The 20,181-nt window shown below is 64.6% G+C and carries 16 protein-coding genes; 11 read left to right on the plus strand and 5 right to left on the minus strand.

Annotated features, from left to right (window positions below; all coding sequences use genetic code 11):
* The first annotated feature begins 63 nt into the window (after positions 1 to 63).
* From RE4_RS11840 to RE4_RS11865, 6 genes are all read left to right on the plus strand, one after another.
* Positions 64 to 1,464 carry an MFS transporter gene (locus tag RE4_RS11840; RefSeq protein ID WP_085989607.1) on the plus strand — a complete coding sequence of 467 codons (1,401 nt, stop codon included), beginning with the start codon at positions 64 to 66 and terminating at the stop codon, positions 1,462 to 1,464.
* A gap of 49 nt (positions 1,465 to 1,513) precedes the next feature.
* On the plus strand, positions 1,514 to 4,015 hold the full coding sequence (nirB, locus tag RE4_RS11845; RefSeq protein WP_020907121.1) for a nitrite reductase large subunit NirB: 2,502 nt from the start codon (positions 1,514 to 1,516) through the stop codon (positions 4,013 to 4,015).
* A 90-nt stretch (positions 4,016 to 4,105) separates the two neighbouring features.
* Positions 4,106 to 4,519, plus strand: coding sequence for a nitrite reductase small subunit NirD (nirD, locus tag RE4_RS11850; RefSeq protein WP_019747813.1), 414 nt, complete (start codon positions 4,106 to 4,108; stop codon positions 4,517 to 4,519).
* Positions 4,516 to 5,676 carry a uroporphyrinogen-III synthase gene (locus RE4_RS11855; protein ID WP_019747814.1) on the plus strand — a complete coding sequence of 387 codons (1,161 nt, stop codon included), beginning with the start codon at positions 4,516 to 4,518 and terminating at the stop codon, positions 5,674 to 5,676. The genes nirD and RE4_RS11855 overlap by 4 nt, the downstream gene beginning before the upstream one ends.
* Complete coding sequence (locus RE4_RS11860; protein WP_060938623.1) at positions 5,663 to 6,412, plus strand: sirohydrochlorin chelatase; 750 nt, start codon at positions 5,663 to 5,665, stop codon at positions 6,410 to 6,412. Before RE4_RS11855 ends, RE4_RS11860 begins: the two co-directional genes overlap by 14 nt.
* Positions 6,357 to 7,004 (plus strand): maleylpyruvate isomerase family mycothiol-dependent enzyme, encoded by a 648-nt coding sequence (locus RE4_RS11865; RefSeq protein WP_020907123.1) that lies wholly within the window; start codon positions 6,357 to 6,359, stop codon positions 7,002 to 7,004. The genes RE4_RS11860 and RE4_RS11865 overlap by 56 nt, the downstream gene beginning before the upstream one ends.
* A gap of 35 nt (positions 7,005 to 7,039) precedes the next feature.
* Here the strand turns inward: RE4_RS11865 and RE4_RS11870 are convergent, their stop codons facing one another.
* Positions 7,040 to 7,807 (minus strand): 8-oxoguanine DNA glycosylase OGG fold protein, encoded by a 768-nt coding sequence (locus RE4_RS11870; RefSeq protein WP_060938624.1) that lies wholly within the window; start codon positions 7,805 to 7,807, stop codon positions 7,040 to 7,042.
* A gap of 89 nt (positions 7,808 to 7,896) precedes the next feature.
* Between RE4_RS11870 and RE4_RS11875 the strand changes: the two genes are divergently transcribed.
* A complete protein-coding gene (locus RE4_RS11875) occupies positions 7,897 to 8,475 on the plus strand; it encodes a hypothetical protein (protein WP_029255052.1) in 579 nt (192 codons plus the stop codon).
* The gene (locus RE4_RS11880) at positions 8,472 to 8,825 is read left to right on the plus strand and encodes a hypothetical protein (RefSeq protein ID WP_020907125.1); all 354 of its coding nucleotides are present in this window, start codon (positions 8,472 to 8,474) and stop codon (positions 8,823 to 8,825) included. The genes RE4_RS11875 and RE4_RS11880 overlap by 4 nt, the downstream gene beginning before the upstream one ends.
* Positions 8,826 to 8,830: 5 nt before the next feature.
* Here RE4_RS11880 and RE4_RS11885 read toward each other — a convergent pair whose 3' ends face one another.
* The 3 genes from RE4_RS11885 to RE4_RS11895 are packed head-to-tail and all read right to left on the minus strand — an operon-like array spanning position 8,831 to position 11,727.
* Positions 8,831 to 10,582, minus strand: coding sequence for an NTP transferase domain-containing protein (locus RE4_RS11885; protein WP_060938632.1), 1,752 nt, complete (start codon positions 10,580 to 10,582; stop codon positions 8,831 to 8,833).
* Positions 10,583 to 10,631: 49 nt separating this feature from the next.
* A complete protein-coding gene (locus RE4_RS11890; RefSeq protein WP_019747820.1) occupies positions 10,632 to 10,928 on the minus strand; it encodes an MGMT family protein in 297 nt (98 codons plus the stop codon).
* Between the two features lie 10 nt (positions 10,929 to 10,938).
* A complete protein-coding gene (locus RE4_RS11895) occupies positions 10,939 to 11,727 on the minus strand; it encodes an alpha/beta hydrolase (protein WP_031333161.1) in 789 nt (262 codons plus the stop codon).
* 52 nt (positions 11,728 to 11,779) lie between these two features.
* Between RE4_RS11895 and RE4_RS11900 the strand changes: the two genes are divergently transcribed.
* Both RE4_RS11900 and RE4_RS11905 read left to right on the plus strand, forming a co-directional pair.
* Positions 11,780 to 15,142, plus strand: coding sequence for an ATP-dependent helicase (locus RE4_RS11900; RefSeq protein WP_060938625.1), 3,363 nt, complete (start codon positions 11,780 to 11,782; stop codon positions 15,140 to 15,142).
* Positions 15,143 to 18,535, plus strand: a complete 3,393-nt coding sequence (locus RE4_RS11905) for an ATP-dependent helicase (RefSeq protein WP_060938626.1) — start codon at positions 15,143 to 15,145, stop codon at positions 18,533 to 18,535. It abuts the gene before it with no gap.
* On the opposite strand, the gene RE4_RS11910 is transcribed toward RE4_RS11905, so the two are convergent.
* Complete coding sequence (locus RE4_RS11910; RefSeq protein ID WP_003942341.1) at positions 18,532 to 18,933, minus strand: DoxX family protein; 402 nt, start codon at positions 18,931 to 18,933, stop codon at positions 18,532 to 18,534. The genes RE4_RS11905 and RE4_RS11910 overlap by 4 nt on opposite strands.
* Positions 18,934 to 19,089: 156 nt before the next feature.
* On the opposite strand from RE4_RS11910, the gene RE4_RS11915 reads away from it, so the two are divergent.
* A complete protein-coding gene (locus RE4_RS11915; protein ID WP_003942296.1) occupies positions 19,090 to 20,157 on the plus strand; it encodes a potassium channel family protein in 1,068 nt (355 codons plus the stop codon).
* Positions 20,158 to 20,181 lie beyond the last annotated feature (24 nt).

The raw sequence follows: 20,181 nt of genomic DNA on the forward strand, positions 1-20,181 counted from the left end.
CGCACGCAGCACCGGCGCAATAACCGTTTTCTACCTTTGGGTCTCCAACATATTCAGGAGGCCCTGGTGAGTCATTACATCGAGCATTGGGATGCAGAGGACGTCGACGCCTGGGAATCCGGCGGCAAGGACATCGCGAAGCGGAACCTGATCTGGTCAGTGGTAGCCGAACACGTCGGCTTCTCGATCTGGTCGATCTGGTCCGTGATGGTGTTGTTCATGCCGACGGATATCTACGGCATCGACGCGGCCGGAAAGTTCTTCCTCGTCGCAGTGCCCACACTTGTCGGGTCGGTCCTCCGCATTCCATACACGGTTGCCACCGCACGGTTCGGCGGTCGTAACTGGACCGTCATGAGTGCGCTGTTCCTCTTCGTACCAACACTTCTCACGCTCTACCTGATGATGAACCCGGGTGCGTCGTACACCACGTTCATGTTGGTAGCGGCCACTGCAGGTATCGGCGGCGGCAACTTCGCGTCGTCGATGACCAACATCAATGCCTTCTACCCGCAACGCCTCAAGGGGTGGGCGCTCGGTCTCAATGCCGGCGGCGGCAACATCGGTGTACCGATGATCCAGCTGATCGGTCTGCTGGTGATCGCCACCGTCGGTAACCGTGCTCCGTGGATCGTGTGCGCTGTCTATCTCGTGTTCATTGCCGCTGCTGCCGTCGGTGCCGCGCTGTTCATGGACAACCTGGGCAACCAGAAGTCGGACCTGCGCTCGATGGCCAAGGCACTCAAGTTCTCCGAGTCGTGGGTGATCAGCTTCCTGTACATCGGTACGTTCGGTTCCTTCATCGGATTCAGCTTCGCCTTCGGTCAGGTTCTGCAGATCAACTTCCTCGCCGGCGGTGCCACTCCGGCCGCGGCCGCGCTGCATGCAGCACAGATCGCCTTCATCGGTCCTCTCCTCGGTTCGATCGCTCGCCCCCTCGGCGGCAAGCTGGCCGACCGGATCGGCGGCGGCAAGATCACCATGTGGACGTTTGTCGCCATGGCATTCGCTGCATCGATTCTCGTGACGGCCGGAACGATGGACGACAACACCGCGGGCGTCGCCAGCGCCGGAATCATGGTGACATTCGTTCTCGGATTCATCGCCCTGTTCCTGCTCTCCGGCATCGGAAACGGATCCGTTTACAAGATGATCCCGGCGATCTTCGAGGCGAAGGCTCAGAGCTTCGATCACATGGATCGAAGCGAGAAGGCAACGTGGTCGCGCAGTATCTCCGGTGCTCTCATCGGATTTGCCGGTGCGGTAGGCGGTTTGGGCGGCGTAGGCATCAACCTGGTGCTGCGCGCGTCGTACAGCAGCCCCGCGAAGTCGGCGACCATGGCCTTCTGGGTGTTCCTGGCCTTCTACATCGCCTGCATCGCAGTCACCTGGTTCGTCTTCCTGCGCAAGCCGTCGACGCTGACCACAGACGTCGACGAGGCGAAGGTCGCAGTCACGGCGTGAGCGGTCCGCAGAATCTCAGAACTATCTCGTACCTCAGGAAGTAGGCGTCATGAGCAAGTCGGTTGTTGTCATCGGACACGGAATGGTCGGACACCGATTCGTCGAGGCACTGCGTTCGCGCGACGAAGCGAACAACTGGTCGGTGACCGTACTCTGCGACGAGCAGTACGCAGCGTACGACCGAGTCGGGCTGTCCTCGTACGTCGGAGCGTGGGACCCCAAGGAATTGGCACTGGCCGGCAACGATTACGTCGGCGACAGCCTGGTCGACCTCCGAGTGGGGGAAGGCGCGCTCTCGATCGACAAAGATGCACGCACGGTCACGACGACAACCGGCGAGACGATCTCCTACGACGCTCTGGTGATGGCGACCGGTTCGTATCCGTTCGTGCCTCCCGTACCGGGGCACGACGGCGACGGATGTTTTGTCTACCGCACCCTCGACGACCTCGACGGTATCCGGGCCGCCGCCGAGAAGGCGGGTCCTGGCGCTGTCGGCGTCGTGGTGGGCGGCGGTCTTCTCGGACTCGAGGCCGCAAATGCTCTCTCGCTCATGGGAATGACGGCACACGTCGTCGAACACAATGCGCGATTGATGCCGATGCAGGTCGACGAGGGCGGCGGCGCACTGCTCGCTCGCCTCGTCACCGAACTCGGGCTCACCGTTCACACCGGAGTCGGGACGGCGGGAATCTCGCAGGCCGACAACGGAATTGTGGTCGAACTCTCCGACGGCTCCACCATCGACGCGTCGCTGCTCGTCTTCTCCGCCGGAGTTCGTCCGCGAGATCAGCTGGCCCGCGACGCCGGCATCGCAGTGGGGGAGCGCGGCGGCATCCTGACCGACCTCGGCTGCGTGACTTCGGACGAGAACATCTATGCCGTCGGAGAATGTGCTGCGGTGGAAGGCCGTTGCTACGGTCTGGTTGCTCCCGGCTACACGACGGCCGAGATCGTGGCCGATCGTCTGCTCGGCGGCGCCGCGGATTTCCCGGGCGCCGACATGTCCACCAAGCTCAAGCTCATGGGCGTCGACGTCGCCAGTTTCGGTGACGCGATGGCGACCTCACCGGGAGCTCTCGAAGTTGTCCTCAGCGACGCGTCCAAGGGGACGTACGCGAAGCTCGTGGTCTCCGATGATGCGAAGATCCTGCTCGGCGGCATTCTTGTCGGTGACGCGTCGGCCTACGCGTCGCTGCGCCCGCTGGTCGGTCGCGAACTACCCGGTGACCCGGCGACATTGATCTCGCCTGCGGGGGAGAAGCCGGGTGCAGGCTCGCTGCCCGACGATGCCGAGGTGTGCTCGTGCAACGCGGTGACCAAGGGAGCCATCTGCGGCGCAATCGCGGCCGGCGCATGCGACATTGCTTCGGTGAAGGCGTGCACCAGCGCCGGAACCACCTGTGGCGGTTGCCTTCCCACTGTGAAGCAGCTGCTGGCCGATTCCGGCGTCGTGATGTCGAAGGCACTGTGCGAGCATTTTGCGCAATCGCGGGCCGAGTTGTTCCAGATCGTGCAGTCGACGCAGACCAGAACCTTCTCGGCGCTGATCGCCAAGTACGGCAAGGGCGCCGGTTGCGACATCTGCAAGCCCGTAGTCGCTTCGATTCTGGCATCGACGGACTCCGATCACATCCTGCACCGCCAGCAGGCGTCGTTGCAGGACACCAACGATCACTTCCTCGCGAACATCCAGAAGAACGGTACGTACTCCGTGGTACCTCGTATGCCTGGCGGCGAGGTCACGGGTGAGCAGCTCATCGTCATCGGTGAGGTGGCGCGTGATTTCGGCTTGTACACGAAGGTGACCGGCGGTCAGCGCATCGACTTGTTCGGGGCTCGTGTCGAACAGTTGCCCGCGATCTGGAAGCGTCTCGTCGACGCCGGGATGGAATCGGGTCAGGCGTACGGCAAGTCCCTGCGGACGGTCAAGAGCTGCGTCGGTTCGAGCTGGTGCCGCTACGGCGTTCAGGACTCGGTGGGAATGGCCGTCGACCTCGAGAACCGCTACCGCGGCCTGCGTTCGCCGCACAAGATCAAGTTCGGCGTCTCGGGATGTGCTCGTGAATGCGCCGAAGCGCGTGGCAAGGACGTCGGCGTCATCGCGACGGAGAACGGTTGGAATCTGTATGTGGGCGGCAACGGCGGACAGTCGCCCAAACACGCTCAACTGCTTGCCGGAGGCCTCGACGACGCAACCTTGGTCAAGTACATCGACCGCTACCTCATGTTCTACATCCGCACCGCCGATCGCCTCCAGCGCACGGCGCCGTGGGTCGAATCACTCGAAGGCGGACTCGATCACCTCAAGGCCGTTATTTGTGAAGACAGCCTGGGAATCGGCGAAGAACTCGAGGCTCTGATGGCCAAGCACGTCGAGGGCTACCAGGACGAATGGGCTGGTGTGCTGGGTGATCCGGAGAAGCTGTCGAGGTTCGTCTCATTTGTGAATGCACCGGAAGAAGCCGACCCGACGGTTGTGTTCGACGAGACCGGAGTGCGCAAGGTTCCAGTCCTGATGGGTATGCCGAGCATCCCTACGCGCCGGTAATAGTCGCGTAACCCGTGGGAAACACGGGGTCCGTAGAAACGTAGACAAGAACCCGCGCGACGTTGTCGCCGGATCGACAGGAGGACTTCGATGAGTGTCATCGATGCGCAGATCGCCAAGCTGGATTCGGATCGACTCGAATGGACGTCGGCCTGCCCGCTGAGCCATCTGATACCTGGACGCGGGGTCGCCGTGCTTCTTCGCGGCGGCGAGCAGGTGGCGCTGTTCCTGCTAGAGGACGGCACACTGCGGGCTGTCAGCAACTTCGATCCGTACGGCCGTGCCGCGGTGATGTCACGCGGACTCGTCGGCGACCGGGACGGTGAGCCGATCGTGGTCTCGCCGCTGCTCAAGCAGGCGTTCTCGCTGGTCGACGGCCGAGCGCTGGACGACTCCGCGGTCGCGCTGCCGGTATACGGAGTTCGCGTGTGGGCCGGCGTCGTTCAGGTACACAGCCTTCAGATGCAGGGCGTTCGCTCGACTGTCGCCGATGCAGTCTCGTGAGTGACGACATGCCGTTGGCTGGATTCACGGTAGGTATCACCGCTTCGCGCCGCGCCGAGGAATTCGCGACGTTGCTGACTCGTCGGGGAGCGGACGTCGTTCACGCGCCGGCGATTCGGATCATCCCTCTCGCCGACGACCGCGAGCTCGAAAGGGTGACACAGCAGATCATCTCGGATCCTCCCGAGGTGGTTGTCGCCACCACCGGGATCGGATTCCGGGGTTGGCTGGAAGCAGCCGACGGGTGGGGTGAGGCGGAAAATCTCGGATCCGCGTTGGGCTCGGCTCGTCTGCTCGCGCGCGGACCCAAGGCCAAAGGGGCAATCCGCGCGGCCGACCTTCGTGAAGAATGGTCTCCGGCATCCGAGTCTTCCGCCGAAGTGCTCGAACATCTTCTTGCAGAAGGTGTCTCGGGAAAACGAATCGCCGTTCAACTGCACGGCGCCACTACCGAATGGGAGCCGATTCCCGATTTCTGTCAGGTGCTGCGCGACGCGGGCGCCGAGGTCATCGCGGTCCCTGTCTATCGATGGGAGCCGCCGGAGGATCCGACGCTGCTCGACCGGATGATCGACGCCATCGCTTCAGCCGGAATCGACGCCGTCAGCTTCACCAGTGCACCGGCCGTTGCGTCGATGTTGATGCGCGCCGACAAGACCGGGGATCTCGGCGACATTCTCGACGCGATGCGGGGTCCGGTGGCGGCAATGTGCGTCGGCCCGGTCACCTCGGCGCCGCTCGAAGCCTTGAATGTACCGACCACAGCCCCGGCGCGGGCACGTCTCGGGGCGCTCGCGCGACACATCGTCGACGAACTCCCGCAGCGAGCCAACAAGATTCAAGCCGGCGAACACGAAATCAGCATCCGCGGCGGTTGCGTTGTCGTGGACGGTGAAGTGAAGCAATTGCCGCCGGCTGCGATGTCGCTGATCCGCACTCTCGGTGCCAGCCCCGGCCGAGTCGTCTCCCGCGACGAACTTCTGGCTTCTCTTCCCGGTGGCGGCGGCGACACCCACGCCGTCGAGACCGCCGTCGCCCGATTGCGCGCGTGCCTCGGTGCGCCCAAAGCCGTTCAGACCGTGGTCAAGCGGGGCTATCGACTTGCCCTCGACCCCGGCGACTACGTACAGAATCCAGGTGACTATGCAACGCGATGACGATGTACTCGTACTGGTAGCTCACGGCACGCGTAGCCCACGTGGCGTGGAAATGGTTGCTGCCCTTGCCGAAGCCGTCGGCACGCGCGTCGGACGCACGCGCGTTGCCTTTGTCGACGTGCTCGGTCCGTCACCTTCTGAAGTCCTCCGAGACACTCCGGGGCGAGCGATTCTCGTACCGGCCTTCCTGGCGTCCGGCTACCACGTTCACACCGATGTTCGACGCGAAGTGACGCTCAGTGGGCACTCGGCTGTGACTGTGACGCCCGCACTCGGACCCGATCCGGCGCTTGCGCGCGTGCTGCTCCGACGCTTGACCGAAGCGGGGTGGAGTCCAGGCGACGCGATAGTGCTTGCTGCCGCCGGGTCCTCCGATGCGCGGGCGCTGCGAGACGTCGAGCGTGCCGCGCTGATGCTCGCCGAAGCGGCGGGGATCCGGGTGGACATCGGATACATCGCGACCGGGCAACCGAAGGTAGCCGATGTTGTTGCAGCAGCACGCGTTCGCGGCGCGAAGCGAGTGTTCGTTGCCTCGTACCTCCTCGCACACGGACTGTTTCACGAAAGATTGCACGCTGCAGGAGCCGATGGTGTGACCGAACCGCTCGGCGTCGATCCGGGAGTGGTGGACCTTGTCGTGAATCGGTATGAGAGTGCGCGAAGGGAACTAGTATCGCTGCATGACGTCTCACTCCGTAACGCCGACGTATGCCGACCTGGTCGCCGCAGTTCGTGAATCCGACGTCAAGGCACAGGCTCTCATCGGCGGACTGACCGAAGAGCAGGCGCGGGAGCCCTCCGGGCTCCCCGGGTGGAGTCGGGGACACGTCGTGACGCACATGTCGCGCAACGCCGACGCGCTGGGCAGATTTGTTGCCGGAGTGCAGGGCGGCGAATCGGGGGAGATGTATCCCGGGGGACCGGACGCGCGCAATGCTGCAATCGAGGAAGGTGCAGATCGCCCGGCTGAGTTGTTGGCTCTCGACTACCGCTTCTCGGGAACGAGACTGGTCGACGCGTTGTGCGAGATCCAGGCAGATCGACTGGACACGCCGGTGCCGTGGCGCAAACCTGTGACGGCATTCGATCTGCCGATTCTGCGCTGGAACGAGATCGAGATTCACCTGATGGACCTCGACATCGGCTACACCTGCCACGACTGGCCTGCCGAGTTCGTGGAATTCACTCTCGCCCGTCAGTTGGGCGCACTGGAGACAGCGGTCCCGGGTGTACGTGTTCCTTCGCTGTCGGATGCGGAGACCTTGGCCTGGTTGGTCGGGAGGCCGACGAGGGTGGGGCTGCCTACCCTCCCTGCCTGGCCTTTCTGAGACACGGCCTTTCTGAGACACGACCTTTCTGAGGATTAGAACAGGGTGGGGGCGCTGACGTCGTTGCGTGCTTGGGCCAACCGCGCACTCCACCGTTTCACCAACCACATCTCGACGATCTCGGGTTGGGTGCCGGCGGCATAGGCCCAACTGTCGAGCAGTTCGCAGTACCGGCGGTAGCGACGCGTCGTGAAGCCCGTGACGGAAGGATCCTCGAGCCAGCCCTCGTGGATGAGTGTCGAGACGCCGTACTGATCGATCATCTGAGCGCGTCGCCCTTCGTCCTGTACGCCCACCGCCCACATGAAAGCGGCCATGAGTGATACCCCCACGCCGGGGGTGAGTGGCCACCCGGACCAGGTGTCGCGTCGCACGACCGGCATCGACTTGTTTTTCGAACAGTGATCGAGAATGGCTGTGATCTGGGTCAGCGGATCCTCGTCTTCGCGGTAAGGCGGATTGAAGACGTTGGGGAACCGCCGCGTGAACCGTCTGCTTTCGTGCGAGCCTTGCCAGGCCGCGCAGAGAAACAGCAGTCCGAGGCCGTCGTGCTGGGCGACAACGAGGTCGCTCGACGGGCGAAGGTCGTTGCGTTGAACGATGGCTCGGCCTTCGGTGATCACTTTGCCGTCGAGATCACGCCCGCGCAGGCTGATGGTGTGACCGGCGTCGTTCAGGTGCGCGTTCCACCAATCCAGGTCGACGGTTGCTTCGTCGTCGAGGACGTGCAGTGGAAAGGTGCGGGAGCGGCACCACTCGACCAATGCGTCCGGCGGTTCGAATCCTTCGTCGACACGATTCATGGCGCGATGATCCCACGAGTCGCCGACAGGAATTCGTCCGACGCGCAGGTCACCGAGATGGAACCGGACACTCGCGGTACGCTCCGCTCATGAAATTGGCGTCCTCGCAGGTGCGGCCGGCGCTGTGGACGGTAGCCATCGCCTTGACGGCCACGGGTCTGAGCGGATGCATCGGTGCCGTCGATCGGATGGATTTCGACAACCAGATGCGCGAACGTGGCGGTGGGATGACGTCGGAGTTGGTGCGAGGCGGGTTCGACAGCCTCGCACATAGATACGGCGTCGACGCGATATCGGTGACCAGCATCGACATCAGCCCGATCGAGACGCTCGGGGTCACCGTTCGTGACCCCGGGAAGCCGTCACAGCTCGACAGATTCTCTTTCGACGGCGTCATTCTCGGCGAGCCCATCCCCGTGCAAGTCAGTGTCACCGACGATCTCGATGCGCGATCGTTCACGCTGGATCAAGTGCCGGCATTGGCGAATGTCGAGAAGTTGGTCGACGACGCGCTGGCTAGCAGCGGAGTCGACGACGGCGAAGTCTCCGGGATCTCGGTCAGTCGAACCGAGTCGATACACGCCTCCGTGATGGTGGAATCCCCACGCTCGCGAGTACTTGTGGTCTTCGAGCCTGACGGAACTCCCTTTCTGGTGCAGCCGCTGTGAGCCGCCGAATCGCTCCGTTACTGATCTCGGTAGCGGTGATCGTGGTCGTGGGAATCTTTGCCGCACTGCTGTCTTCGGTGATCTGGCCCGGCCAGGTCGCGCACTTGGCGCCGATCTTCTGTGAAGAACCGACATCGAGCGCGATGGTCGTCTCGGATTCCTTTACCGACGGCGACGGTACGTCCACCAATTTCACGCTGTACTGCGTCGGACCGCGCGGTCAGACCGTTGATGCCGGCTGGCTGCTGCCGTTCTTGGTGCTGTGGGGCGTGTATTCGCTGGTGCTCGCGATCGTGGTCGGCGTGATCGTGCTGGCGGACGTCGGCCGGCGCGGGCGCCGAAACCGCTGACCCGATCAGCGTGGGAGGACGACCAATTCGGCGACGGCGCCGTCGTCGGAGTGTGCCGGTACGAGTGCAAACGCCGAGCGTTCGATCAACCCCGCAAGGTGCGCGGTACGTACAGACGGATCGGCGCGCCAGCGACCGTCTTCGGATTGTGTCACCGGCAACAGGCGTACCGCATCGGAACTCACCGCAGCGGCGTTCTCGATGATGCCGAGTAGTGGCGGCGGCGTGTCGCTTCCGGTCAAGGCGGCCACGACGGTGGGCAGCATCGTCAACAGGGTGGTCACGGCGGCATACGGATTGCCGGGGAGGCCGAGAACCACCAGACCACTGGGCAGGACGGCCGTTATCTGAGATCCGCCGGGGCGCGAGGCGACTCGCCCGACAATCGTGCGAGCGCCGAGTCGATCGAGCGCACTGCGCATTTCGTCGGCAGCGCCGCCTCCCGTCGCACCGATGACGACGAGTAGATCGGCTTCCTGGTCGACTCCGTCTGCGAGCACCCGCTCGAAACTGTCCGCAGTGTCTCGCAGGTGCGAATTCGCCACGCACCGTACGCCGTTGCTTTCCAGTAGGTAGGGGAGAATCCCGCCGACGGAGTCGCGAGTCTGACCTTCACGCAGTGGACCGGTCCGCCGGATCTCGTCGCCGGTGACTATCAGGCGTGCCCGTACCGGACCACGGACGAGGGCGTCGAACACTTCACCGCTGGCAGCTGCGGAGATCACCGCCGGAGTCACCGCGGTACCTGTCGGGGCGATCGTGAATCCGGTGGTCCAATCTTCCCCTCGTGGTCGAGCGTCGTTGCGGTGCGGCGCATCCGGCAGTCTCCGTACCATCCGAGATGGCTCGTCGACGGACAGATACTCGTCACGAATTACCGAGGTGGCGCCGAGGGGCAGGTGTGCTCCCGTGGCAATGCGAATCGCTTCACCTTCGCCGAGTTCGAGTTGCCCGTCGGCGCCCGCGATGCGGATCTCGGTGCGGATTCGCCAGGGGCCCTCGCCGGAGACCGCGTACCCGTCCATCGCCGAAACGTCTGACCTGGGAAGATCACCCAGGGCGATCAGAGGCTGCGCGAGCGTTGCTCCGAGGCTGTCGGCGAGATCGGCACGGTGCGGCGGCAATGCTGTCAGCGAGTTCCTGACGGCGGCGCGGGCTTGATCGACCGTCAGCCGCGGATGGCTTCGCGCGCGATCGATGTCTTCCGGTGTGTCGCAGTCGGTCGTACCAGCGACACTCAGCGTCGAGAACGGCTCGGTGACAATCGCTTTCATAGGTTGGTTCTCCAGCCCCGAACTCTCCCGCAATGTGGACAGGCGTTGCCGGAGTTCGCGAAATGTCCATGCGGAGAACAGGAATTGGGTTCGGTTGTTCTCGTCCACGGCGCACGTCACCGGATTGTCCGTCGACGTGGCAGCGATCAAGGCATCGACTGATTCGGCCTCGATGTGCGGCAGGTCGGACGCCAGCACCACCACCACGGCGTTATCGGGTAACCGGGTCGCAGACAACCCGGCCCAGATCGCCTCGACAGGGCCGGCTCCGGCCGGAGATTCCTGAGTTTGGGTGATTCCAGGATCAAGTTCAGGTCGATGCGGGCCGACCACGACGACGGCGTCGAGATGCGACGCTGCTGAAAGCGCGATGTCGAGGAGCCTGCGACCGTGTACGAGAAGGCCAGGTTTGTCGACACCACCCATTCTGGTCCCGCGACCACCCGCCAGAATGACGGCGGCAGTCGGCGGCATGGTGGTCATGCCTCCATGCTGCCCCATCGCCGGGGTGAGGACGACCGGTGACACGGGATCAGAAGTGAAACCGTGCCTTCTTCAGGTCGATCCGACCCTCCTTGATCGGTACCCCTTCGAGTTCGAGCTTGGCGATCTGACGATGAGCCAGGTGCGCCGACGGTTTGCCGGAGGCGCCGAGAACCCGATGCCACGGCAGGTCGGCAGAGTCCGTCCGCATGATCCAACCGACCGTGCGAGCACTGGAAAGTCCTGCAGCATCAGCGATATCGCCGTACGTCGCCACGAAACCGGCCGGAATCGACGCGATGAGTCGCCGTACCTCTTCGATCTGCTCTTCGGTGGTGGCTGCCATGTCGGTTCCTTCAGAGCATGCTGCGAACGAGGGCGGCGACTTCGTCGGCCCGCACGTGCGGGACCATGTGGTCACAGTCGAATTCGACGCTGGTCAGATTTTCACCGAGGTGCTCGGTGAGCGCTGCCCGGAACTCGTCGGTGACGTACGGAGGCTGGACTTTCATCGCTTGAACCAGCACGGTCGGCATGGAAGGCGGTGGCAGCACGATCGGGCGAGCGAGTTCGCCCCACCCGGTCACGATCGCGGGCGTGGACAGGCGCCAGTTGACGCGCCCGTTGCCCAGTTGAATCAGGTGCTCGGCCATCTCGACGTCGAGGTCCTGGGTGGGAACCTCACCCCACGAGCCGTGAATCTTCTCGGAGTACGCCTCGGCCGCATCGGTGTAATCCGGTGAGCCGATTGTGAGTTCGGCCACTTCCTGCATGAAAGTCGGATCCAAGCCGATCGCTGGATCGAGCAGAACGAGCCCACGAACGCGTTCCGGCGCGGTGGCCGCGAGGTGGAGCGCCAGCATTCCGCCGAACGAATGCGCGACGATCACCACCGGTCCGTTTGCATGTTCGTCCAGTGTCTCGAGCAGGCTCTCCACGTGGGATTCGATGTTCCACGGGGGAGCCCAGGTCGAGCGTCCGTGACCACGCAGATCGGGCGAGATCCAGCGCGCTTGGGGCAGTTGGTTCTCGGCCATCGACTGCCAACGGCGGCCGTGACCGGTCAGACCGTGCAGCGAAAGGATCTCCGGCGCCCCGACGGGTCCGTAGAGATACGTATGGAGTGCAGACACGAGGTCAATCATGCCGGAAGCAGGCGATGTGTGAGTTGTCGGTGCGCTCTGGTGGAATGCCTGGGTGAGTGAGACGGCAACACGCAGCAAGGTCACCATTCCGCGGGCGCGGTTGGTGCACCGAACTGCGCCGTCTCCGATACCCCGAACGTGGGATGAAGGGACGACGCGGCTCTTCGCGCCGCCGTCCGAGGATCCGTTCCAGCTCGCGTTCGGCCCTGTTTCATTCGGTTCGGCAGCGGCTTGGAATCCCTGGCAGGTACTCGGCAGTCCCGGAACCGGCAAGACGTCCCTTCTCGTGGATCTGGCAGTGCAGAAGATCTCGGGTGGCGAAGATCCTGAATCGGTCCTGGTGCTCACCCAGTCACGCCGAGCCGCGACGCAGGTCCGAGAGCAGATCACCGCTGGGTTGCTCGGGTACCAACAGGAACGCGGACCGCAGGCAACCCGTGAGCCGCTGGTACGCACCGTTCACTCCTACGCCTTTGCCGTTCTCCGGCTTCAAGCCGCAGCACACGGCAATGCGCCGCCACGCCTGATCACCGGCGCCGAGCAGGACTCGGTGCTCCGAGAGATGTTGCGCGGAGACATCGAAGACGGCGCCCTCCGGTGGCCGGAGCGTCTGCGACCCGCATTGGGTTTGAACGGATTTGCCGTCGAACTTCGAGATCTGATGCTGCGAGCCAACGAGCGCGGGCTCGGCCCCGAAGATCTGGTCAAGCTCGGCAAGAAGCGTGGCCGTCCGGAGTGGGTGGCGGCCGGGCGGTTCGCCGAGGCCTACGAGCAAGGCGTGCTGCTGCGCGGCAGTGTCGGTGTCGAGGCTCCGGAGGCGACGGCGCCGGCGCTCGACGCGGCCGAGTTGATCGGTGCGGCCTTGACCGCGTTCGCCACCGATCCCGAATTGCTTCGCTCCGAGCGCGCTCGGATCCGGCACCTCCTTGTCGACGACGCACAGCATCTGGATCCGCAGGCGGCGCAACTGGTTCGGTTGATCGGAACCGGAACTGCGGGCACGGTCATCGCCGGTGATCCCGATCAGTCCGTGTTCGGATTCCGCGGTGCGGATTCGGCGTTCCTGCTCGGACTGGCCGAGCGCGGAGACGAGCGCCAGATCGTTCTGCCCGTCACGTATCGCAACAACGCCGACGTCGCGTCGATCGCGGCCAAGATCGCTGCGCGGCTGCCCGGCAACCTTGCTCATCGCATCGCGGTTCCATCCGATCTCACCGATGAGAATCCGGGACGGGCGTCGGTGCGGGTTCTCGGTACGACGGCCAAAGAAGCGGCAGTCGTCGCAGATACCTTGCGCCGAGCGCATCTGCTGGACGGGATTGCGTGGTCCGACATGGCCGTCATCGTGCGGTCGGTCCCGCGCACTCTCGCCCCTCTCCGGCGAGCCCTGCTCGCGGCGGGGGTGCCCGTCACGACCGCTGCCACCGAATTGCCGCTCGCGCGGCAACACGGAGTGTCCGGCCTGCTGCTGGTCCTCCGGGCGCTCGGCGGCGATCAGTTCACCGGCGACGACGCGCTTGCCCTGATGGCCGGTCCCATCGGCGGCGCCGAACCGGTCACCCTGCGCCGGTTGCGTCGTGGCCTGCGCCGAGTCGAGTTGGCATCGGGAAGTGATCGGGACTCCTCGGAGTTGTTGCGGCTCATACTGATCGACGAGGATCGTGCGCAGTCCAAGCGCCTGATGGGCAAGCTGACAGACGTCGAAGCTGCGGCCCTCAATCGCGTGCTGTCGGTCCTTCGCAAGGCCCGAGTGCCTCTCGAGCGTGGTCTCGGGGTCGAAGAAGTTCTGTGGGCGGCCTGGCAGGCGACGGGGCTGGAACGGCGCTGGGCGGCCGCGTCGGCGCGCGGCGGACCGATCGGCTCACAAGCCGATCGAGACCTCGATGCCGTAGTCGCACTCTTCGACGCGGCTGCCAACTACGTCGACCGGCTGCCGCGTTCGCAACTCTCCGGTTTTGTCGACTACTTGACCAGCCAGGAGATACCGACCGACTCGCGGAGCCGATCGGTCATCGCTCCCGACGCCGTCACCGTGGTCAGCGCTCACGCCGCGGCGGGGCGCGAATGGGCGGTGGTGGCGGTGGCGGGTGTGCAGGAGGGGCTCTGGCCGAGTTTGCGGGCACGCGGCTCGCTACTGCGTACCGAAGCACTTATCGACCTGGTCAACGGAGTCTCCGACGGCAGTGACTCGGCTGCCGAACGACTCTCGCGAACCGCGCCGCTTCTGGCCGAAGAACGCAGGTTGTTCCTGGTCGCCTGTAGCCGTGCTCGTCGCCGTCTGCTGATCACCGCAGTCGAATCGGCTTCGGGGGACACCGACTTGGTGCCTTCGCGGTTCTTGGACGAATTGATCCGTGGTGACGCGTACTCGGACGACCCGTCCTCCGATCTCGACGTCGTTGCACCCGAGACCGGGGATACCCGGGTTCTGTCGCTGCCTGCACTGGTCGCACAGCTTCGCAGCGTGGTGTGTGATCCCGACATCGCGCATTTCGACCCCGAGAAGCATTCTCGGGCTGCTCGCCAGTTGGCGCGTCTGGCTGCGGCCGGAGTACGAGGCGCGCATCCGGATCAGTGGTACGGCACAGCCGAGCCGAGTACCGCTGCTCCCATGTGGCAGCCCGAGGACGGACCGGTTTCACTGTCCCCGTCCACCATCGAGCTTCTCGAAACATGTCCTCTCCGATGGGTGTTCGAGCGTCACGGTGGCAGCGACGGAGACAACACTCATGCGATCGCCGGTACGCTGGTCCATACCTTGGTGCAGGCACTGGCCGGCCGGATTCCACCGGATCAGGTCGAGAAGGCACTCGAAAATGCCTGGGAATCCATCGATCTGGGATCGCAGTGGTACTCGCGCCGTGAACTCAATCGAACTCGGGAGATGCTGGCGACGTTCACGGCCTGGATGAACGCAACTCGCGGTGAGCTGACCGAAGTCGGCGTCGAGGTCGCGGTCGAGGGGGTCCTCGAACCGCGCGAAGAAGGAGCGCCTGCGGTCAAGCTACGTGGCCGGATCGACCGGCTCGAGCGCGACACCGAAGGTCGCCCGGTGGTTGTCGACGTCAAGACTGCGCGAAACCCCGTCAGCAACGAGGCCGCGCAATCTCATGCGCAGTTGGCGGCGTACCAGGTCGCAGCGGCCGAAGGTGCGATTGCCGGCGAACCGGCCACACAACCCGGCGGTGCACGCCTGGTATTCGTGGCCAAGTCCAACAAGAAAGACGGTGCGGCGCAGCGAGTTCAGCCGCCGCTGACGGCCGAAGCCGTCGAGATGTGGCGAGACGTCATTCACAACGCTGCGGCAGCGACCCAAGGACCGCAGTACCTGGCCAGGGTCAACGACGGATGTAGACATTGCCCGGTGCGTTCGAGTTGCCCGGCACACGACGAGGGACGACAGGTGAGTAACTAAGTGGCTGCCGCGACGCAGAAGGCACGCCGACCGAAGATCGACCCTGTCGACCTGGCGGTCGCGCTCGGTCAGCACCCTCCGACGCCCGAGCAGGCAGCAGTGATCGCCGCACCGCTCGGTCCGACATTGGTGGTCGCCGGCGCCGGTGCCGGAAAGACCGAGACGATGGCTGCTCGCGTCGTGTGGCTGGTGGCCAACGGCTTCGTCGACCCCGAGGCGGTTCTCGGCCTGACCTTCACGCGCAAAGCGGCGCAACAGCTCACGTCGCGAATCCGCAAGCGGTTGGCGCGGCTGGCGGGTTCGGACGTTCTGCGGGCACTCGACCCGACCGGCGGAGTGCGTTCCCGGATTCTGGCCGGCGAACCCGAAGTCAGTACCTACCATGCTTACGCGGGACGGTTGCTCTCCGAACACGGACTGCTGTTGCCCATCGAACCCTCGGCGACGTTGTTGTCCGAGACCGAACTGTGGCAGGTTGCGCACCGCGTCGTGAGCGGCTGGGACAGTGATCTGGACACCGACAAGAATCCGGGTTCGATCACCGAAACCGTTCTGGCCCTTGCCGGTCAGTTGGCGGAGCACCTGGTCGATCCCGAGCAGTTGCTCGAGGCACACACCGAGCTGGACAAGCTGATTCACACTCTGCCCGCCGGCCCGAAACAGCGGGGTGGACCGAGCAAGGAGCTGTTGAATTACCTTGATGTGCAACATAAGCGCATCGAACTGTTGCCTCTCGTCGCCCGGCTGGGTGAGACGCTGCGGCGTGAAGGCGCATTGGATTTCGGCAGCCAGATGTCGCTGTCTGCCCGGGTCGCCGCCGAGCATCCCGAGGTCGGGCAGACCGAGCGTGAGCGCTTTCGGGTGGTTCTTCTCGACGAGTACCAGGACACCGGTCACGCTCAGCGAGTGTTGTTGTCCTCGTTGTTCGGTGGGGGAGCCGACGGCCGTTTGGCGCTGACGGCCGTCGGCGACCCGATGCAGTCGATCTACGGTTGGCGCGGCGCGTCGGCGGCCAACCTGCCCCGGTTTGCAACCGATTTCCCGCTTGCCAACGGAAAACCGGCTCCGACGCTCGAACTGCTCACGAGTTGGCGTAACCCGCCGGAGGCTCTCGAGCTGGCAAACCTGTCGTCGGCACCGTTGCGTCGACGCGGCGTGGCCGTCAGTACCCTGCGTGCGCGGCCCGGAGCCGTCGCCGGAGACGTTCGACTGGCGTTGCTGGGAGACGTCGAACAGGAACGTCAGTGGGTGGCGGAGAAGATCGCCGGAGAATACGAGGCGGCACGTGCCGAAGACCGCCCGACGCCCACGGCAGCGGTGTTGATCCGCCGGAACGCCGATGCCGCTCCGCTGGCCGAGGCCTTGCGGTCCAAAGGTCTGCCGGTCGAAGTTGTCGGGCTCGGTGGGCTCCTGCACACACCCGAGGTTGCTGACGTGATCGCCATGCTCCGGGTGGTCGCCGATCCACTTGCAGGAAGCGCAGCTGTTCGGCTGCTCACCGGCGCGCGATGGCAGATCGGCGCGAAGGATCTCGCCGCACTCTCTCAACGCTCCCGCGAACTTGCCATCTCCGCGGGATACGGAACGGCGGGTGCGGTCACCGACGCCGAGGCGCTTACCTCGGCGGTCCACGATGCTCTGCCCGGGGAGAACGCCGAGCAAGCAGGATTGGTCGACTCGATCTCCGATCCAGGCCCGGCAGAACGCTATTCGGCTCTCGGGTACACACGCATCAACGCGATAGCGGCAGAGTTGGCGTCGTTGCGCGAACGTATCGGCCAGCCGCTCACCGAATTGGTGGCGGAGGTCGAGCGGGTGCTCGGGATCGGAATCGAGGCGGGCGCACGGACCCGAGTCGGCGTCGTCGGGACCGCGGGCCGCGAGCACCTCGACGCATTCGCCGACGTTGTCGCCAACTACGCGACGCGTCCAACTGCCAATCTGACCGGGATGCTGGCTTTCTTCGCGGCAGCCGAACAGATCGAAAAGGGCCTCACGCCAGGCGAAGTGGAGGTGGCGCCGGATCGGGTCCAGATCCTGACCGTGCACTCGGCGAAGGGGCTCGAATGGGAAGTAGTGGCGATCCCGCATGTCAGCGACGGGGTGTTCCCCTCGTCCACCGCGTCCGGATCGTGGCTCGGGGCGCTCGCCGAACTGCCACCGTCGTTGCGTGGTGACCGGGCGGTCGACGCGGATTCGGCCGACGGAGTTCCGGTGCTCGACCTCGAGGAGCTCTACAACCGCAAGGACCTCGAGAACGCGATAACGGCGCACAAGAAGGCCTTGTCCAACCGTCGCCTGGACGAGGACCGGCGGTTGTTCTACGTCGCGCTGACCAGAACCGAACGGGCGCTGTTCATCTCGGCGCATCACTGGGCGGAATCCGGTGCGGAACCGAAGGGGCCTTCGGAGTTCCTGGACGAGCTGCATCAGATGGTCACGGCCGACAACGATGCCGATGAGGAAGACTCACGCGGTGCGATCGGCGTCGTGGAGGAATGGGCGCCGGCCCCGGAACCCGATACCGAGAACCCGTTGGCCGCCACTCCCCGTACGGCGCAGTGGCCGCCGGATCCGCTGGGTGCGCGGCGCGGCGCCGTCGAGGCCGGAGCCGCGAGCGTCCTGTCCGCACTCGCTTCGCTGCCGCAAGACAGCGAAGAGGCGGAAGAACCGGAGGACGATCCGGAGAACTGGGCCTCGGACGTCGACGTTCTCCTGGCCGAGCGCGAGGCCCGCGCAAACGCGCGGGCCGAAGTGATTCTCCCGGCGCAGCTTTCGGTGACTCAGCTCGTCGACCTCAAGGCAGATCCGGACGAACTGGCGGCTCGCCTACGTCGTCCGCTGCCGTATCCGCCCAACCCGTTGGCTCGTCGCGGAACCGCTTTTCACGCCTGGATCGAGCGAAGGTTCGGTGCGACTCGGCTGTTGGATCTCGACGAGCTACCCGGCGCCGCGGATACCGGCGCGGGTCCCGAGACCGACCTGGTGAAACTTCAGGATGCGTTCTTGCGGTCCCCGTGGGCCAATCGCAGCCCGATCGAAGTGGAAGTTCCTTTCGAAACATCCATTGCCGGAACGGTTTTGCGAGGTCGGATCGACGCTGTGTTCGCCGATCCCGACGGCGGATGGACGGTGATCGACTGGAAGACCGGTGCCGAACCGTCGGCCGCCAACGAGGACGCTGTTGTGATGCAGTTGGCCGCGTATCGGGTGGCCTGGGCCGAATTGATGTCAGCCAGAGCTCGTTCGGCGGGGCGCAACGAACAGTTTCCGGCCGACAAGGTGCGGGCGGCGTTTCACTACGTTCGATCGGGTCGCACCATCGCACCCGAGAACCTGCCGGACGGTGAGGCTCTCGCTCGCCTCATCCGAACGGCAGGCGCGCAAGATTAGCTTGCGTTTCGGCGAGCCTTGAGTGCTTCGGTCACCAGCGGAACCTGCAGGGGGAGACGTGCGATCGAACCGATCTTCTGCGGGGTGGACGTCTTCGGGCTTCGGCACCAGTCGATCGCCATCTGGATGTTGGCGGGGAACACGGCAACAAAGAGCGCGGCGGCAAGGCCCGCGCCGAGCTTGCGGGTCTTCGGCACGGCCAAGGCAGCGCCGATCGCCAGTTCCGCGACGCCGGACACCTGGGTGTAGGTGCGGGCCTGTCCGGGAAGCTGGCGGGGAACGGTGCTGTCGAAGAACGAGGGCGCTACAAAATGCATGGTGCCGGCGCCGAGAAGGAGGGCCGACAAACGAAGAGCGGCTGCTTGGCTGGGAGTGGACGTCGAACCGGTGAAAGGCATTTGCCCAGCCTGCCTCACGGTGGACCTTCTTGCCACTACCGGCGCCACGACCCGCACGCTATTCGGCGCCCGAGTTCCGAAGTCGATCTTCGAGGGTTACGCTGCCTGCCGATGTCCGTGTAGGTATTTCGTAAGTTCGAGTGAGAGAGTCGATGTATGGCCGGTAAGCTCCGGGCGCGTTTGACCAGGTCGGAAGCATTGACCGATCAGCCTGACTTCGCCCTTGTCGGGGTGCTGCGCATTCCCCAGCTACAGACAAGTCCGGCGCGGGCCATCTACAAGCGAGTTCTCATCGCGTTGGGTGCCCTCGGTGCCGCCGTGTTGATCGTGTACATCGATCGCGCCGGATACCGAGACGCACAGGACAACGAGCTTTCGCTGCTCGACTGCATCTACTATGCGACGGTTTCGCTCTCGACCACCGGCTACGGCGATATCACTCCGTTCACTCCGTCGGCGCGCCTGGTCAACGTCCTGTTGATCACGCCACTTCGAATCTTCTTCTTGATCGTGTTGGTCGGAACCACACTTTCAGCTCTGACCGAGAGTTCGCGTCAGGCGTTCAAAATTCAGCGTTGGAGGCAGCACGTGCGTAATCACACCGTCGTCGTCGGATACGGGACCAAGGGGCGGACGGCAATCGAAGCAATGCTCGGTGACGGTGTACCGGCGTCGGAGATCGTGGTCGTCGATACCGATCAGACAGTCCTCGACTCCGCGGCGAGCAAGGGCCTGGTGACGGTGTTCGGTTCGGCGACGAAATCGGACGTACTTCGATTGGCAGGTGCGCAGAATGCGTCGTCGATCATCGTGGCCACGAATCGTGACGACACCGCAGTGCTCGTGACGCTCACAGCCCGCGAAATCGCGCCGAAAGCCAAGATCGCCGCAGCCATCCGTGAAGCCGACAACGCGCATCTTCTGCGTCAGTCCGGCGCAGACTCGGTGGTCGTGTCCTCGGAGACGGCAGGTCGACTCCTCGGCATCGCGACCACAACGCCGACTGTCGTGGAGATGATCGAAGACCTTCTGACCCCGGAAGCCGGATTCGCGATCGCCGAGCGCGCAGTCGAACGTGACGAGGTCGGCGGCTCTCCGCGTCATCTCTCCGACATCGTGCTCGGGGTAGTTCGCGACGGCCGTCTGGTTCGCGTCGGTTCGCCCGAGGTGGACGCCGTCGAGGAGAACGATCGCCTGCTCTACATCCGCCGCGTCACGAACTGAGTGCTGCCGAGCTTCGTGCGCGCA

The organism is Rhodococcus erythropolis NBRC 15567 (assembly GCF_001552595.1).
Taxonomy (GTDB): Bacteria; Actinomycetota; Actinomycetes; order Mycobacteriales; family Mycobacteriaceae; genus Rhodococcus_F; species Rhodococcus_F erythropolis.

Excerpts from the sequence above, each read along its gene's own strand:
- nirB (WP_020907121.1), top strand. The coding sequence starts at position 1,514 with ATGAGCAAGTCGGTTGTTGTCATCGGACACGGAATGGTCGGACACCGA.
- nirD (WP_019747813.1), top strand. The coding sequence starts at position 4,106 with ATGAGTGTCATCGATGCGCAGATCGCCAAGCTGGATTCGGATCGACTC.
- RE4_RS11860 (WP_060938623.1), top strand. The coding sequence starts at position 5,663 with ATGCAACGCGATGACGATGTACTCGTACTGGTAGCTCACGGCACGCGT.
- RE4_RS11865 (WP_020907123.1), top strand. The coding sequence starts at position 6,357 with ATGACGTCTCACTCCGTAACGCCGACGTATGCCGACCTGGTCGCCGCA.
- RE4_RS11870 (WP_060938624.1), bottom strand. The coding sequence starts at position 7,807 with ATGAATCGTGTCGACGAAGGATTCGAACCGCCGGACGCATTGGTCGAG.
- RE4_RS11875 (WP_029255052.1), top strand. The coding sequence starts at position 7,897 with ATGAAATTGGCGTCCTCGCAGGTGCGGCCGGCGCTGTGGACGGTAGCC.
- RE4_RS11885 (WP_060938632.1), bottom strand. The coding sequence starts at position 10,582 with ATGACCACCATGCCGCCGACTGCCGCCGTCATTCTGGCGGGTGGTCGC.
- RE4_RS11890 (WP_019747820.1), bottom strand. The coding sequence starts at position 10,928 with ATGGCAGCCACCACCGAAGAGCAGATCGAAGAGGTACGGCGACTCATC.
- RE4_RS11895 (WP_031333161.1), bottom strand. The coding sequence starts at position 11,727 with ATGATTGACCTCGTGTCTGCACTCCATACGTATCTCTACGGACCCGTC.
- RE4_RS11910 (WP_003942341.1), bottom strand. The coding sequence starts at position 18,933 with ATGCCTTTCACCGGTTCGACGTCCACTCCCAGCCAAGCAGCCGCTCTT.
- RE4_RS11915 (WP_003942296.1), top strand. The coding sequence starts at position 19,090 with ATGGCCGGTAAGCTCCGGGCGCGTTTGACCAGGTCGGAAGCATTGACC.